The 15,966-nt window shown below is 60.6% G+C and carries 16 protein-coding genes; 8 read left to right on the forward strand and 8 right to left on the reverse strand.

Annotated features, from left to right (window positions below; translation table 11 throughout):
* Window position 1 precedes the first annotated feature (1 nt).
* Both ACP7EW_RS25125 and gabP read right to left on the reverse strand, forming a co-directional pair.
* Window positions 2–1,078 carry a GlxA family transcriptional regulator gene (locus ACP7EW_RS25125; protein WP_426220656.1) on the reverse strand — a complete coding sequence of 359 codons (1,077 nt, stop codon included), beginning with the start codon at window positions 1,076–1,078 and terminating at the stop codon, window positions 2–4.
* Complete coding sequence (gabP, locus tag ACP7EW_RS25130) at window positions 1,075–2,484, reverse strand: GABA permease (RefSeq protein WP_426220659.1); 1,410 nt, start codon at window positions 2,482–2,484, stop codon at window positions 1,075–1,077. Before gabP ends, ACP7EW_RS25125 begins: the two co-directional genes overlap by 4 nt.
* Window positions 2,485–2,835: 351 nt before the next feature.
* On the opposite strand from gabP, the gene ACP7EW_RS25135 reads away from it, so the two are divergent.
* From ACP7EW_RS25135 to ACP7EW_RS25160, 6 genes are all read left to right on the forward strand, one after another.
* Complete coding sequence (locus tag ACP7EW_RS25135) at window positions 2,836–3,117, forward strand: BrnT family toxin (RefSeq protein ID WP_426220661.1); 282 nt, start codon at window positions 2,836–2,838, stop codon at window positions 3,115–3,117.
* Window positions 3,118–3,120: 3 nt separating this feature from the next.
* Window positions 3,121–3,489 carry a BrnA antitoxin family protein gene (locus tag ACP7EW_RS25140; protein WP_426220663.1) on the forward strand — a complete coding sequence of 123 codons (369 nt, stop codon included), beginning with the start codon at window positions 3,121–3,123 and terminating at the stop codon, window positions 3,487–3,489.
* A gap of 10 nt (window positions 3,490–3,499) precedes the next feature.
* On the forward strand, window positions 3,500–3,952 hold the full coding sequence (locus ACP7EW_RS25145; protein WP_426220665.1) for a GNAT family N-acetyltransferase: 453 nt from the start codon (window positions 3,500–3,502) through the stop codon (window positions 3,950–3,952).
* Between the two features lie 196 nt (window positions 3,953–4,148).
* On the forward strand, window positions 4,149–4,898 hold the full coding sequence (locus ACP7EW_RS25150) for a response regulator (protein WP_426220667.1): 750 nt from the start codon (window positions 4,149–4,151) through the stop codon (window positions 4,896–4,898).
* Entirely contained in the window at window positions 4,895–5,956 is a 1,062-nt protein-coding gene (locus ACP7EW_RS25155; protein WP_426220669.1) for an ATP-binding protein, read from the forward strand. The genes ACP7EW_RS25150 and ACP7EW_RS25155 overlap by 4 nt, the downstream gene beginning before the upstream one ends.
* Before the next feature lie 219 nt (window positions 5,957–6,175).
* Window positions 6,176–6,490: a hypothetical protein gene (locus tag ACP7EW_RS25160; RefSeq protein ID WP_033903078.1), complete on the forward strand. Its 315-nt coding sequence runs from the start codon at window positions 6,176–6,178 to the stop codon at window positions 6,488–6,490.
* Here the strand turns inward: ACP7EW_RS25160 and ACP7EW_RS25165 are convergent.
* Window positions 6,459–7,358: a glycine betaine ABC transporter substrate-binding protein gene (locus ACP7EW_RS25165; protein ID WP_426220671.1), complete on the reverse strand. Its 900-nt coding sequence runs from the start codon at window positions 7,356–7,358 to the stop codon at window positions 6,459–6,461. The two genes, ACP7EW_RS25160 and ACP7EW_RS25165, sit on opposite strands and share 32 nt — an antisense overlap.
* Before the next feature lie 156 nt (window positions 7,359–7,514).
* Here ACP7EW_RS25165 and ACP7EW_RS25170 point away from each other — a divergent pair, with 156 nt between their 5' ends.
* Window positions 7,515–9,551, forward strand: coding sequence for an FAD-dependent oxidoreductase (locus tag ACP7EW_RS25170; protein ID WP_426220674.1), 2,037 nt, complete (start codon window positions 7,515–7,517; stop codon window positions 9,549–9,551).
* Here ACP7EW_RS25170 and ACP7EW_RS25175 read toward each other — a convergent pair.
* The gene (locus tag ACP7EW_RS25175; RefSeq protein WP_426220676.1) at window positions 9,548–10,219 is read right to left on the reverse strand and encodes a TetR/AcrR family transcriptional regulator; all 672 of its coding nucleotides are present in this window, start codon (window positions 10,217–10,219) and stop codon (window positions 9,548–9,550) included. The two genes, ACP7EW_RS25170 and ACP7EW_RS25175, sit on opposite strands and share 4 nt — an antisense overlap.
* Before the next feature lie 140 nt (window positions 10,220–10,359).
* Between ACP7EW_RS25175 and ACP7EW_RS25180 the strand changes: the two genes are divergently transcribed.
* Window positions 10,360–11,136: a hypothetical protein gene (locus ACP7EW_RS25180; protein ID WP_426220678.1), complete on the forward strand. Its 777-nt coding sequence runs from the start codon at window positions 10,360–10,362 to the stop codon at window positions 11,134–11,136.
* Window positions 11,137–11,196: 60 nt separating this feature from the next.
* On the opposite strand, the gene ACP7EW_RS25185 is transcribed toward ACP7EW_RS25180, so the two are convergent.
* The 4 genes from ACP7EW_RS25185 to ACP7EW_RS25200 form a co-directional block, all read right to left on the reverse strand.
* Window positions 11,197–12,081 (reverse strand): DMT family transporter, encoded by an 885-nt coding sequence (locus tag ACP7EW_RS25185; RefSeq protein ID WP_426220680.1) that lies wholly within the window; start codon window positions 12,079–12,081, stop codon window positions 11,197–11,199.
* 114 nt (window positions 12,082–12,195) lie between these two features.
* Window positions 12,196–13,692 carry an aldehyde dehydrogenase gene (locus tag ACP7EW_RS25190; RefSeq protein WP_426220682.1) on the reverse strand — a complete coding sequence of 499 codons (1,497 nt, stop codon included), beginning with the start codon at window positions 13,690–13,692 and terminating at the stop codon, window positions 12,196–12,198.
* A complete protein-coding gene (locus tag ACP7EW_RS25195; RefSeq protein WP_016979684.1) occupies window positions 13,692–14,594 on the reverse strand; it encodes a dihydrodipicolinate synthase family protein in 903 nt (300 codons plus the stop codon). Before ACP7EW_RS25195 ends, ACP7EW_RS25190 begins: the two co-directional genes overlap by 1 nt.
* Before the next feature lie 38 nt (window positions 14,595–14,632).
* Complete coding sequence (locus ACP7EW_RS25200) at window positions 14,633–15,964, reverse strand: MFS transporter (RefSeq protein ID WP_038851411.1); 1,332 nt, start codon at window positions 15,962–15,964, stop codon at window positions 14,633–14,635.
* Window positions 15,965–15,966 lie beyond the last annotated feature (2 nt).

Here is a 15,966-nt window from a genome sequence, read left to right on the forward strand (position 1 = left end):
GTCAGGACTTCAGGTTTTTCACGCTGGCAAACGTTGCCTCGCCCCGCGCCTGCTCCAACACGTTCATGGGCGCAGGCGTAGGCAACACATGCATCACCGGCTTGAGCACGATGGAGCGCTCGCTGTCGGTTACCGAGCGCTCGTCGCTGGGCGGCACGCCGAAGTATTCGCGGTAGCACTTGGAGAAATGCGGCGTGGACACAAAACCGCAGAGCACCGCCAACTCGACGATGGAAATGGGCGTCTGCTTGAGTAACTGCCGTGCCCGGATCAGCCGCAGCCGCAGGTAGTAGCGCGACGGCGAACAGTGCAGGTATTTCTGGAACATGCGCTCCAGCTGACGGCGGGACAACGCGACATACGCCGCCAGCTCATCCAGGTTGATCGGTTCCTCCAGGTTGGCCTCCATCAACGCGACGATTTCCTGCAGCTTGGGCTGCTGGGTGCCGAGCATGTGCTTGAGGGGCACGCGCTGATGGTCCTGCTCGTTGCGGATACGCTCGTACACAAACATGTCGGAGATGGCCGCCGACAGCTCATGCCCGTGATCACGGCCGATCAGGTGCAGCATCATGTCCAGCGGCGCCGTGCCGCCCGAGCTGGTCAGGCGATCGCGGTCGAGGGTAAACAGGCTGGAACTGACCGTCACCCGTGGAAACGCCTCCTGCATGGCCGCCAACCATTCCCAATGCACGCTGCATTCATAGCCATCCAGCAAACCGGCCCGCGCCAACACAAAGCTACCGGTACAGATACCGCCCAATCGCTTGGCGTAACGCGCCTGGCTGCGCAGCCACTTGACCAGCTCGCCGGTCACGGTGCCCTGGATGCCGATGCCGCCGCAGACAATCACAATATCGGCGGACGGCACGCTGAGAATCGACCCGTCCGGCGTGATGGGCACGCCGTCACTGGCCCACACGGGGTTGCCGTCCGGGCTCGCGGTGTGCCATTTGTAGAGTTCCTGGCCCGACAGCTGGTTGGCCATGCGCAAGGGCTCGACCGCTGAGGCCAGTGACATCAGGGTGAATTGGTCCAGCAGCAGGAACACGATGCTGCTTACGGGGCGGCCACTCATGGCGGTGAGGCTGCGGCCACGGTTTTTTGCGAACGTTCGGGCTGCCGCGCGGTGAGCAAGCCGACCAGGGAAATCATCAGGGCCAGGCCGATGGTGGATGACACCTCAAAACGGTGTTCCGGCGTGACCAGCATTACCGTCAATGCAGCACAGATGAACGCAATGACCAGCCAGGTCAGCCAGGGAAACAGCCACATCTGGAAGGTGAGCGTGACGTTGCGCTGTCGCAGGATCTTGCGCATGCGCAACTGCGACACCGCGATCACCAGGTACACCAGCAAGGCGATGGCGCCCGAACTGGCCAGCAGGAACTGGAACAACCCGGCCGGCGCGAAGTAACTGAACAGGGTCACACCCGCGCCCAGGATGGTGCTGGCAATCACCGCGGCCCTCGGCACGCTGGCCGCCGAGGTTTTCTTCATCAACTTGGGAGCATCCCCGCGCTTGCCCAGGGATAACAGCATGCGCGAGGCAATGTAGATGGAGGAATTCATGCAACTGGCCACGGCGATCAACACCACAACATCAACCAGCAGCTTTGCGTGCGGAATGTTCATCAGTTCCAGGGCGCGCTGATAAGAGCCGACCGAGGCCAGCAACGGGTCGTTCCACGGCACCACGGAAATCACCACGAAGATCGACAACAGGTAGAAAACCCCGATGCGCCACATCACCGAACGTGTGGCGCGGGCGATGTTCTGCGCGGGGTTACTGGACTCCGCCGCCGCGATGGTGACCGCCTCAGTCCCGATAAAGCTGAACATGATGGTAATAAAGGCCCCCACCACCGCCGACAGCCCGTTGGGCGCGAAACCGCCGTGCTCTTCCATCAACCGGCTCAGCCCACTGACCTCGCGCTCGGGAATCCAGCCCATCAGCACCGCAAAGCCCAGGCCGATAAAACCGATGATCGCGATGACCTTGGCCATGGCGAACCAGAACTCGAACTCGCCGTACTTGGACACGCTGAACAGATTGGTGACCACCAACAAAAAGATCGACAACAAGGCAAACAGCCAAGCGTCGATCTGTGGGAACCATTGGTTGAGGATATGCCCGGCGGCCAGGGCCTCGATGGGGATCACCAGCACCCAGAACCACCAGTACAACCAACCGATGGTAAACCCGGCCCAGCGGCCAATGGCCTGGTCGGCGTAGGTCGAAAAAGATCCGGTATCGGGGTTGGCCACCGCCATCTCCCCGAGCATGCGCATCACTAGCACCACCAGCGTGCCGGAGAACAGATAAGCCAGCAGCACCGCCGGCCCCGCCGCCGCAATCGCATGCCCGGAACCGACAAACAACCCCGCCCCGATAATGCCCGCAATGGAAAGCATGGTCACATGACGCGGCTTGAAGCCTTGCGCCAACTGGCCGTTGGAATCGTTGGAATTCAGGCTATTCATTGTTTTTGTTGTTCTCGGTGATCGACGTCAAGGTGTACTGACTGAAGAGTCAAGCGATCATCATTTCTTAATGATGGGTCACCTTACGCGGCCTGAGTTCATCAAAAATAGCCTGGGAGCGGCGGGGATTGGTCTGATATCGACATGGGTTCGCATCTGTCAGATGAATCAGAATCCGACTACTTAAAAAAGCACCGGGTGCCCACGGACATACCTAGGTGGCCTCAGCACAATCAAACCCTCATTGATAAGCAGGGATAAGGCGTATCCAAAATGTAATGCGCGGAAGTAAACCAGCCTCCTGACTGTCACTTTCTTCAATCGCTTTTATATACATATAAAGTATGCATAATGAGAACATTCAGGATTCAATATGACGAGACGAAAAACACCGCAAATCAGCAGAAGCACAATGGCATTAGCCTTGCCGAGGCGGAACCGGTGTTCTACGACGAGGCAGCTCTGACAATCCAAGATCATCGTCATGATGAAGAACGCTGGGTGATCGTTGGCTCGGACGCGAAGGGACGCGTGTTAGTCGTGGCTTACACCTACCGCGATCCAAATTTTGTGCGAGTCATCAGTGCGCGACTCGCATCGAAGAATGAAAGGCGCCAATACCTAGAGGCTTGAGACATGAAAGACGAATACGACTTCAGCTCCGGTAAACGCGGTGCAGTCGCCAGTAACAAGGGCAAGACCCGCATCACTATCATGCTGGACGACTCGGTGATCGAGGCGGCACGTGCACGCGCGGAAAATGCTGGTACAGGCTATCAGACCGTGATCAATAACCTGCTACGTCAGGCGCTGCTTTCCCAAGAAACACATAACCTGGCACCTTCGTCGGTGAAAAAAACCAAAACCCTGCACGTTATCAAAGATGGCATTAGCGTCTGCGAGGTCGAAGCGCTGGAACAACAGCTGATCGCACTCGCTGGCGAGTTAAATCGAGTGTTGGCTTCTCCCAGACTCACCAAGTCAAAGGCCAAGTCCACTTTATGAAGGTATTACTTTGTCTACACACCCTCTAAACATTATCCGCCGGGCCACATCCGACGACGTGCACGCCCTGATCGAACTGGACACCTACGCAGCGGCCCACACCCATCGCCGTGTGTTCATCCATGATGCCGTGGTTCGTCAAGAATGCCTGGTGGCCGTCGACACTGTTGGCCGTTGCGCCGGTTACCTCGTTCTGACCCATGACTTTTTCGAGTATGGTTTTGTGGCGCTGGTGGTCGTCTCACCCGCTCATCAGCGTCAGGGCATTGCGCAGCGGTTGCTGGCGGCGGCAGAGGCGGCGTGCAAGACGCCCAAGCTGTTTACGTCAACCAATGCGTCAAACACCGCCTCCCAGGCGCTGTTTGCAAAGGCCGGATTCGTGCCGAGCGGGCAGATCGACAACCTGGACGATCACGATCCTGAGTGGATCTATGTGAAATTCATCACTCCAACCGTGCGCTAACCTGCCCAGGCACGGCATGTACTCGGGGCAGCCCCTTGTAAAAAATTTCCCCTCTCCATCATTCCTCCACAAAACCTCCCATGAATGCGCACGTTAGCTGCGCATAATCGGGTTCGATGTTGAGCGCTATGATCAATACCTGACAGCGTGGGCCATGGAGCGGCAACCACGACAAGGCCTATTCACCGAGCAGACTATGAACGATTACCCCGTCGCATCGACACCCCCGCCCAGCAGCAACCGGGAGAACCAGGCCTTGGTGCTGATCGCCGAAGACGAGCCCGAGATTGCGGATATCCTGATCGCCTATCTCAAGCGCAGCGGCTTTCGCACCGCCCACGCCCTTGATGGCCGGCGTGCGCTGGAACTGCACCAGAGCCTCAAGCCGGATCTGATGCTGCTGGATGTGCTGATGCCCCACGTCAATGGCTGGCAGGTGCTGGCCGAAGTGCGCCATCGCGGCAACACGCCGGTGATCATGCTGACCGCGCAGGGTCAGGACATGGACAAGTTGATGGGCCTGCGTATCGGTGCCGACGACTACATCGTCAAGCCGTTCAACCCAGCCGAGGTGGTGGCGCGTACCCAGGCGGTGCTGCGGCGCTCCGTCAACTACACATCGGGTGTCAGCGCCAGTGTGCTGCGGGTAGATGGGTTTGAAATCGATATCGAAAGCCATCAGGTCACGGTGAACATCGATGGTAACGCCCTGCCGCTGCTGCTGACCGTCACCGAATTCAAATTACTGGCCCAATTGGCTCGCGCGCCGAAACGTGTGTTCAGCCGCGCTGAGCTGTTAGCCCTGTGCTCGCCGGAAAGCGATAGCCTGGAACGCACAGTCGACAGCCATATCAGCAAGTTGCGCCGCAAGATCGAGGACCTCGGGCTGCAAGGTGTGCCGGCAAGCATTCGCGGGGTGGGTTACCGCTTCGGGAGTGGCGCGTGAAACTATTCAACGGCTTGAGCCGCCAGATCATCCTGTCCATGTCGGTCGTGGTGCTGTGCGTGATCGCGCTGGCGGTGATCGGCTCCTATGTGTTCTACGCCCTGCTTTGGACCTACTGGCCACTTCCGGACGAGCAGGTCGATGAGTGGATGCCCGCCAATGCCGAATGGGCGTGGATGGGTTTGACCACTTGCGTCAGCCTGGCGGTCGGTGCATTCGTGGCGACCAAGTTGTCGCGGCGCATCCTGATGCCATTGAATTCGGTGGCCGAGAACCTGCGCAAACTGGCGGACGGCGACCTCGATGTGCAGGCCGTGGCTGGCGATCAGTCCATCGGTGAGGCGGCTATTTTGGTGAATGACTTCAACAGCATGGCCCAACGCTTGAAACGCATGGCGCAGGAACAGGCGTTCTGGAACGCGGCGATCGCCCACGAACTGCGCACGCCGCTGACCATCTTGCGCGGACGCCTGCAAGGTTTGGCCGAGGGTGTGTTCGAGCCGGACACGGCGCAGTTCTACAGCCTGCTCGGGCAGGTCGAAGGGCTGGCGCGGATGATCGAGGACCTGCGCGTGGTCGGCCTGGGTGACAGCGGCTACCTTGAAATCAACGTGCAAGACGCCGACCTGGCCGCAGGGGTTGAAGAGGATGTGCGACTGTTCGAACCGAGCCTGGCCGCTGCTGGTTTTACCCTGCAACTGGACCTGCAACGCCGCATTCTGCGCTGCGATCCCGCACGCATCCGCCAGGCGTTGCTGGCCCTGCTGGACAACGTGCGTCGGCATGCGACACCCGGCAACGTCAACGTGCACCTGAGCACGCGTGATGGCGTGCACTACCTGAGGGTGCGCGACGACGGTCCCGGTATTGATGAGAGCTTTGCGACGCACCTGTTCGAACCTTTCCAGCGCGGCGAAAACTCTCGCTCACGCGCCCAGGGCGGCAGCGGCCTGGGCCTGGCGGTGGTGCGCGCAATTGCGATTGCCCATGGCGGCGCTGTGACCTGTCGAAAAATGGAAAACGGCGGAACGCTGTTCGAACTCAGCTGGAACCTTTGAGTAAGCCAGGCCCGCCATGCGCATCTTTTCCAGGCTGTTCAGAACCACCCAGCGCTATCGTTATTTTGTCTTGTTGGACACCGCGCTTGTTTGCATTGCGTTCAAAAGCTGCGCCGCAATGCCTCAACACGGGCACTGGATAGAAGTTGAACACATCAACCTGTCGTGGCTGGGCAATCCCCTCCCCAGCCGTGCCCGGTTAACTGAGCGAGTGTGAACATGAGCCCTTCCCTATCACTCCTTGAAGAGTCGCTGCGACAGCACACGGCTCGCCTGAAACGCCTGCAACGGTTCTGGGTGCCGCTGCAACAGCGCGCACCGAAGTGGGTACTGGCGCTGTGGATCATCGGCGTTTTCGTGTCGCTGGCGACGCAATGCTGGTGCCATTGGTTCGTGACCGCGCCGCTGATCTGCGTGTTGATCGTCGCGGAAATCGTGATCGACGAGGCGCAGATGACACTGCAGTTGCGCACCGATGCCGTTCGCGATTCGTTGCGAGCGATTATGGCGACCGGGAAACCAATCCCGGATTGAACATCCCCTCAAAGCGCGCCTTGTTCGCCGCGTAATACGCCGCCACCGCCTTGTCTGCCGTGCTCTCGCGCGCCTGCATCATCAACGCTTCGAGGTCGGCCTGGGGGATGGAGAAATGCGCAAAGAAGTACGCCACTTCGGGATGCTCCTGGCTGAAGCCTTTGCGGGCCATGGCGTGGATCTGCTCGGCGCCGCCGAAAATCTGCTTGGGATCATCCAGGTAGCGCAGCGACCATCTGGAGAACATCCAGTGCGGGCTCCAGGCGTTGACCAACGACCACTTGTCGCGCTTGAGGTTGCGGTCCAGCTCGTTGAGCATGCCGCTTTCCGAAGACCCCACCAGTTTGTAGCCCGCCAGCTTGTAGTCCTCGATCGCCTTGACGGTGAGCTTGTACTGGCCGTTGCCGACTTCGGAGGTAAAGATCTTGCCGTCGAACTTCTCGCGGATCCCGGGTTTGTTCAGGTCTTCCACGCTGGCGACTTCCGCGACCGGCACCGACGTGGGCACAGCCATGCCGATTCGCCCTTCATACAGCACGCCGAGGTCTTCGAGGCGGTCTTTGTACTTGTCGTAGAACGCCTTGTGGGTGCTGGGCAGCCAGACCATCGGGATCAGGTCGATGTTGCCGTTGGCCAGCGCCTGGAACTGGATGCCGATGTCGGCCATCACCAACTTGACCGGTTGCTTGAGATGTTCCTGCAACGCCGTGCTGGCGAGCTTGACGGTGATTTCCGTGTCGGACCAATTCACCCAACCGATGCGCACCGGTGGTTTTTCCTCGGCGTGGGTCATCGCCGCACTGGCGCCCAGCGCAAGGCCGAGCAGGTAGGCACAGGCTTTTTTCCGATAGTGCACATGAGCATTCATCAGACGTCCTCCTAAGGGGTGAGGCCGATCTTAGCGACGACTTCAGGGCACCGCAATAAAAATGTACAGCTATGTCTATCATTATTGACACTTATGTACATTTATCCTAATTTCAGATCGCCGAGCCTGATGATGCCCACTACGGAGCACAGAATAATGTCCAGCGATCCCCTGCTGCAGCCCTACAAAATCAAGCACCTGACCCTGCGCAATCGGATCATGACCACGGCCCACGAACCGGCCTACCCGGTGGACGGCATGCCGCAGGCGTTGTACCGCGCCTATCACGTCGAACGCGCCAAGGCCGGCGTGGCCTTGACCATGACCGCAGGCTCCGCTGCCGTGTCACGGGACAGCCCGCCGGTGTTCAACAATGTGCTGGCCTACAAAGATGAAGTGGTCGGCTGGCTGAAGGACCTGACCGATGAGTGCCACGAACACGGCGCGGCGGTGATGATCCAGCTGACGCACCTGGGCCGGCGCACACGCTGGGACAAGGCCGACTGGCTGCCGGTGGTCTCGCCATCGCACCGTCGCGAGGCGTCACACCGCTCCTTCCCGAAGAAGATGGAAGACTGGGACATCGAGCGGATCATCAAGGACTACGTCGACGCCGCCGAGCGCATGCAGGCTGCCGGGTTGGATGGCCTGGAGCTGCAAGCCTACGGCCATTTGATGGACCAGTTCTGGTCACCGCTGACCAACGAACTGGACGGCCCTTACGGCGGTTCGCTGGAAAACCGCATGCGCTTTACCTTCGACGTCCTGCGCGGCATTCGCCAGCGCGTCGGTGAGGACTTTCTGCTGGGCGTGCGCTACACCGGTGACGAAGCGCTGCCGGGCGGGTTCACCGCCTACGAGGGCCTGCAGGTGTCGCACATGCTCAAGGACAGCGGGCTGGTGGACTTCCTCAACGTGGTACGTGGGCATATCGATACCGACGCGGGGCTGACCGACGTGATTCCGATCCAGGGCATGCGCAACTCGCCGCACCTGGATTTTGCCGGCGAGATCCGCGCGTCCACCGGCTTCCCCACGTTCCACGCGGCGAAAATCCCGGACGTGGCCACCGCGCGCTACGCCATTGCGTCGGGCAAGGTGGACATGGTCGGCATGACCCGCGCCCATATGACCGACCCGCACATTGTGCGCAAGATCATCGAGCGGCGTGAAGACGACATCCGCCCCTGCGTCGGCGCCAACTACTGCCTGGACCGCATCTACCAGGGCGGCGCCGCCTACTGCATCCACAACGCGGCGACCGGCCGTGAAACCAGCATGCCCCATGAGATTCCCAAGGCTGCGGTGAAGCGCAAAGTACTGATCATCGGCACGGGCCCGGCCGGGTTGGAAGCCGCAAGGGTTGCCGGCGAGCGCGGGCATGATGTGACCGTACTGGAAGCGGCGGACCAGCCCGGCGGGCAAATCCGCCTGACCGCCCTGAGTGAGCGGCGTCGCGAGATGATCGGCATCATCGACTGGCGCATGGCCCAGTGCGAACGCCTGGGCGTGAAATTCCACTTCAACACCTGGGCCGAAACCGAGACGGTGCTGGCCCATGAGCCGAACGTGGTGATCGTCGCCACCGGCGGCATGCCGCACACCGACGTGCTGGCCGCGGGCAATGAACTGGTGGTGTCGACCTGGGACATCATTTCCGGCGACGTCAAACCGGGGCGTCATGTGTTGATCTTCGACGATGCCGGCGACCACGCCGCGCTGCAAGCCGCCGAGGTGATTGCGCAAAGTGGCGCCAGCGTCGAAATCGTCACCCCGGACCGCGCGTTCGCCCCGGAAGTCATGGCCATGAACCTGGTGCCCTACATGCGCAGCCTGCAGGACCTGGACGTGACTTTCACCGTGACCTATCGGGTTGAGACGGTGGAGAAACGCGACGGTCGGCTGGTCGCGCGTTTTGGCAGTGACTACGGCGCGGTGCACAAGCAACGGATCGTCGACCAAGTGGTGGTCAACCATGGCACGATTCCCCTGGATGACCTGTACTTCGAGTTGCGCGCGCACTCCAGCAATGGCGGCGCGGTCGAGCAGCAGGACTTGATTGCCGGGAACGCGCAGAACATCGTGACCAACCCTGAAGGTCGCTTCCAGCTGTTCCGGATCGGCGATGCGGTGGCCGCACGCAATACCCATGCGGCGATCTACGATGCGTTGCGGTTGGTCAAGGACCTTTAAAAACGTTCAAACACCCCCGGTGTGGTTTCGGCATAGCCAAACGCCCCATAGAAGCGGTCCAGTTCACGCCGCTTCAGGGCCTTGCCGGTAAACACGCTGACATACTGGGGAATACGCCGGAACCGCACCACCACGTCCTCGCTGGTGTTCATCGAGATATAGCCGATCTGCGTCAGGTAGATGGTCCGGGCACGCACATCGGCGGCCTCGTCGTCGTAACCGAAACGCCGGAACATGCCGGTCAAGGCGTTGATACGGGTGTCATCGGCCTGCGCGATTTCTGCCGCGACCTCCGCCGACTGCATCGCCCAACTGCGCACGGCGAATTCGAATTGCGAGTCGAACAGTTCCGGGTTCAACCAGCATTCGAAGACGTTGAGAATGGCCTCGGAAATACTCTCGGCATAGCGCTCGCACTGGTACACCAGGTTACCGGTGTTTTTGTCGCGCCAACGGCTCAGCAAGGCGGCGAGCAGTTGCTCACGATCCTCGAAAAACCAATAGAAACTGGTGCGTGACAAGCCCAGCTGCTTGGCCAGGGGCATCACGCGCACGGCGTCAATACCGGATTCTTTGAGGGCCGCGTAGGCGGCGTCCAGCCACACATCGACCGAGCCGCGCCAGCCTGTGTCCTGGTTCTTGCCTCGCGGTTTTGCGGGTTGCGACATCCTTGGGTCACCTTTGCCGGGGAATTGCCGGTCACTCTACACGCCCTCATCCATGAGTGCAGTTCGTCGGTAAAACCGCACGGAGAAAAAATCCGGACTACTGTATTTATGTACAGTTAAATAACTTAAGGATGAGCATCATGAACGACAATTTGAAGCAGTCAGGTTCTACCACCACTTCCCAACCCACCACCACATTCGAGCAGGCCAAAACCGGCAGAGCCCTGGATTTCACTTGGACGCCTGACGCCAACACGACCACCACCATCGTTTCGGCGGATTGTGTCGACTACCGCGTCAATACCGCCCAAGGCAGCCCGACCGGTGACAGCCACTCCATCGCACGGCTGACCTATGCCCAAGGCAACGGCGGTGGCCAGGTCGGCACGCTGTTTCTCGAGGAGGTGCGTGCCGGCGTACGCGCCAACACCCAGATCGGACTAATGGTAGGCCGCAAATGGGCGCTGGATGCCGACGCAGCGGACACCGGCAGCATTGGCACCTACGTGGTAGAACAGTTCGATGACATGCGCGCCAGCGTCAACTATGTGGGGGCGTTCGCCCGCGTCTTTGCCGATCCCCGGATGGTCAGTTATCACGCTGGGGGTCATGTGCACACCAACATCTCGATCACGGGCAGCAGAGCCCTGACCATGGCGGACTCCGGCAAGTCGATCCTGGTCATCAGCAACACGGACGTTACGCTGACAATCGGCGACGACGTGACCGAAGGCTTCAGGGCCACCCTGATCCAGGCGGCCGCCGGCAAGATCAACCTCGCCGCATCGAGCAGCCACACCCTTTACAGCAATGCGGGAAACCGCACTCGCACCCTCAGCCCATTGGATGAACTGGAGGTCAGCACGTTTCCAGGGGGGCCGGTGTTCCTGGCGTTTCGGGTCAGGCCTGCGGCTTGATGCAAACGCTCGGATCTGGTGTCACCGCTACCGGATGGGTGCCGGTGACTGCAACACCACTTAGCCAGGCTGCGCGGTGCCTTTAGTGGCGGCGCCCTCCCCCTGCGCCGACAACACAATCGCCAGCACGATCAACGCCGCGCCTGCCAACATTCGGTAGGACGGCGCTTCATGGAACAGCCACCAGGCGCAGGCAATCGCGTACACCGGCTCCAGGGAAATGATCATGCCTGCGCTGCGGGCGTTCAAACCCTTGAGGCTTTTGACGAACAGCGCCTGGGACACCGCCGTGCAGAGCACGCCGAGAATGGCCAGGTTGAGCCAGTCGACAGGCTCCAGCGCCACCAGGTCGAACACTGCAACCGGCACCATGAACAGCGCCACGGTAGCGTTCTGCCAGAACACCACTTGCACGCCATTTCGGCCATCGGTGGCGCGGCGGTTGGTCATGGCCAGCAAGGCGAACGACAGCCCCGAGGCAATCCCCCACAGCAGCCCGACCGTGCCTTGGTTGGCGATCTCGAACGAGGGTGTCACCAGTATCAGGCCGAGCGTGACCAACAGCAGCAACAGCGCTTCAGCCAGGCGCGGCCGGTCGCGGAACACCGCCATGTCGAGCAAGGTGATAAACGCCGGAAAGCTGGCAAAGCCCAAGGTGGCGACAGCGACGCCACCGACCTTGATCGCAATAAAAAACGTGATCCAGTGCGCGGCCAGCATCAGCCCTGAGACGGCATAGATGCCGAGTTTCCTGAGGTTCAGGCCGCGCAGCAGCGCGCGGTCCTGCAGGTGTGCGAACACCCCCAGGGCCAGCAAGGCAAAGGCTGCACGGCCAAAGGTGATCACACTGGCGCTGGCGTGGATCAGTGCGCCAAAAATACCGGTCAAGCCGAACAGAATTGCAGTGATATGGGCAGAAGTAAGGGCAGTACGATAGGCAGTCATGAAAAGGCTTCGAAAAAACGAGCTGGGCCGTGGACTTCTTATTGTTGACCCGGTGGAAAGGAAGGCGCCCCAATCGCCGCTTGCGTGGAGCTTTGTAGAGGGACGCCTGGTTTTTTAACCTTCGGACACGTCGATCCAGATGGTCTTGATCTCGGTGTACTGGTCGTGTGCCCAGATGGACTTGTCACGCCCACCGAAACCCGACTGCTTGTAGCCACCGAACGGGGTCGAGGCATCGCCTTCGCCGAAGCAGTTGACGGTGACGATACCGGCACGGATCTCGCGGGAGAGCTTGATCGCATTGCGCAGGTTGTCGGTGTACACCGACGCCGCCAGGCCGTAGATGGTGTCGTTGGCCAGGGCAATAGCTTCTTCCAGAGTGTTGAACGTCGTGACGGTCAGCACAGGGCCGAAGATTTCTTCCTTGAACAGTACACTGTCGGCCCCCACGCCATCGACCACGGTCGGCTCCACGTAGATATCGCCTTGCGTCTTGCCACCGTAGACCACGCGCAGGTTTTCGTTGCCGGCCTGCACCAGGTACGAGCTGACCTTATCGAAATGCGCACGGCTGACCATCGAGCCCAGGCGATTGTCCGGGTCGAGCGGGCTGCCCATCTTCCACGCTTGCAACTGCACGCCGATGCGCTTGAGCAGCTCGTCCTTGATATCGGCATGGACGATAAGGCGCGAAGACGCCGAGCAGTTCTCGCCCATGTTCCAGAACGAACCATTGACGATATGCCCCGCCACCACATCCAGGTCGGCCACGTCGTTCATCACCACGGCCGGGTTTTTGCCGCCCAGTTCCAACACGATGCGCTTGAGGTTCGACTCTGCCGCGTACTGCAGGAACAGGCGCCCGGTGTCGGTGGAGCCGGTGAAGCTGACCATGGTGACGTCCATGTGGCGACCCAACGGTTCGCCCACTTCACGACCGCCGCCGGACACGACGTTGAACACGCCCGCCGGAATCCCGGCCTGGGCGCCCAGCTCGGCCACGCGCAACGCGGTCAACGTGGTTTCCTTGGCCGGCTTGACCACGATCGAGCAACCCGCCGCGAGGGACGGCGCGATTTTCCAGGCCAGCATCAGCAACGGGAAGTTCCACGGCAGCACCAGGCCGACCACGCCGATGGCTTCGCGTACCACCAGGGTCAAGGCGTCGGCGCCGACTGGGGCGGTGTTGTCGTAGATCTTGTCGATCAGCTCGGCATGCCAGCGGATCATGTGGATGGTTTCCGGCACGTCGGTCAGCTGGCACTCACGCACCGGCTTGCCGCTGTCCAGGCTTTCCAGCACGGACAGTTCGTGGGAGTGCTGTTCCAGCAGGTCGGCAAAACGCAGCAGGACTTTCTTGCGCGTGCCGGGGCTGAGCTTGTGCCAACGGCCGTCGTCAAACGCTTGCTTGGCCGAAGCCACGGCGTAGTCCACGTCGTCGCTGTTGCACGCAGTGATTTCAGCCAGCACTTCGCCGGTTGCCGGGTTGGTGGTGGTGAACGTCTTGCCCGAGCCCGAGGTGTGGGCAGCGCCGCTGATGAAGGACGTGTTGGGAAACCGGATGTCCTGGGCGATGGCCGCGTATTCGGCGGCGCTGAGCAGGTGAGTCATCATGCACCTCCGACGATTTGCGCAACGTCGCGCTTGAGGTTGGTGATCACAGTTTGCAGCGCCTGGTTTTCGCTTTCGGTCAACGGTTGCAGCGGTGCGCGCACGCTGCCGGTACGCAGGCCATTGAAGGCGCAACCGGCCTTGATCGCCTGGACGAATTTACCGCCTTCGAGGAAGTCCATCAGCGGCATGAAGGCGCTCATGATCTTGCGACCCTTGTCGAAGTCTTTTTCGACCACGCAGGCTTCATACAGAGCGACGTGTTCACGCGGCACGAAGTTGGAACCGGCGCACACCCAGCTGCGGGCGCCCCAGGCGAAGAACTCCAGGGCCTGGTCATCCCAGCCGCAGGACAACGCGATGTTCGGGTATTGAGTGGCCAGGCGGTGGACCTGGCCCATGTCGCCCGAGCTTTCCTTGATCGCCACGACGTTTTTCGAAGCGGACACGGCCTTGAAGTACTCATCGCCCATGCTCACGCTCATGCGGCCTGGGTAGTTGTAGAGCATGATCGGCAGGCCCGCAGCCTGGTCCACGGCCAGGGCGTGGATGGCGTTTTCCTGTTCGGTGGGCAGTGCGTAAGGCGGCGAACCAACCAGGATTGCGTCAGCCTTGATCGCACGGGCGGCCTTGGCGTATTCCACCGAATCTTCGGTACGGATGGCGCCGGTGCCGACGATCAACGCGACGCGGTTGCCAATGACTTCCTTGGCGTGGGCAGCCAGGTCGATGCGCTCCTGAGAGGTGTGCGCGTAGTACTCGCCGGTGGAGCCGCCGATGATGATGCCGTGTACCTTGGATTCGATCAGGTATTCCAGCACGTCGGCGAACGCGGCGCTGTCGATCTGGCCGGTGGCGGTCAACGGGGTGATTGCCGGGGTGTAGATGCCTTCAAACTTCATGAGTGTTTCTCCAACAGTGAAAGTGATGTGGTTTGCGCTCAACTGCTCAACGCAGCGGCGTCCCGCAAGTTCAGCGAACGTGTTTCCGGGGCCATGGCCCAGGCGGCGGCCAGGCCGATGAACGTCACGCCAGCCGCGACGTACATGGTGTTGCCGATACCAATCGAGTGAAGCGACAGTGGTACGAGATAGGTACCGATGGCAGCGCCGACTCGCGACAGTGAGGTGCCGATGCCCACGGCGAACGCGCGGATTTCGGTGGGGAACAGTTCGTTCGGGTAAACCAGTTGCAGCACCTGGGCGCCGCCGATGAACACGGCGTAGGCGCCGAACAGCAGCAGCACGAGAATTTCGTGGCTATTGGAAAACGCCGCCAGCAACAGCAAGGCAAGGCCTGACCACAGGAAGCTGTTGATCAGCATGCTGCGTCGACCGATGGTGTTGATCAGCCGCGTGGCCAGCACGCAACCCACCACGAACAGCAAGGTGATGAACATCGAACCGTAGGAGGCCCACTCGCCTTTCAGGTTGAGGGCTTGCAAGACTTTGGGGGCGAATGCGTAAACGGCGAACACGGGGATGATCGAACAGGACCAGAACACCGAGACAAAGAACAAGCGCTTGCCGTATCCCGAGCGCAGCAGGTCACGGAAGGTCATCTTGCGTTCGTCGGGTTGCTCCGGCAGATCGCGCAATGAGTAGTGCGGCCCGTAGACGCGCTTGATGACCTGCTCGGCTTCGGCCTCGCGGCCCTTGCTCAGCAACCAGCGCGCCGATTCCGGCGTACCCAGGCGCAGCACAAACAGCACCAGCCCGATCACCGAGGCACTGGCCAATGCGTAGCGCCAAGCGTCGTCGGCACCGGTATTGAGGATCGCGTTGCCGACCACATAGGCGAATGCCGCCCCGGCGAACCAGAGGATGGTCAGGGCGGCCAGCCGAGGGCCGCGTTGCTTCTTCGGTAGGAACTCCACCAGCAAGGAGGTGGCAACGGGGTATTCAATGCCCACGGCCAGGCCGATGATGAAGCGCAGGGCGAACAATGCCCAGGCCGACTCCACCCAGAACTGCGCCAGGGAACACACAATAAATAACGACGGGCCAATGAAATAAACTTTCTTGCGCCCTAACTTATCGGTCAGCCAGCCGCCGATAAAACCGCCAAAGAACACGCCGATCAAGGCAGAGGCGGCAATAAGGCCTTGCCAGAACTCGGTCAGTTCCAGTGCACCGGTCACTTGCAGCATCGCAATGCCGATAATGCTTAATACATAGCCATCCACAAATGAACCACCGCCCGAACGGGCGGTGAGCAATCGGTGAAAGTTGTTAAGCGGTACATCCTCAACTGAGGCATTCGGACTTGTCATTA

The sequence above is a fragment of the Pseudomonas sp. DWRC2-2 genome, from assembly GCF_049897885.1.
In the GTDB taxonomy this organism is placed as follows: domain Bacteria; phylum Pseudomonadota; class Gammaproteobacteria; order Pseudomonadales; family Pseudomonadaceae; genus Aquipseudomonas; species Aquipseudomonas azotoformans_A.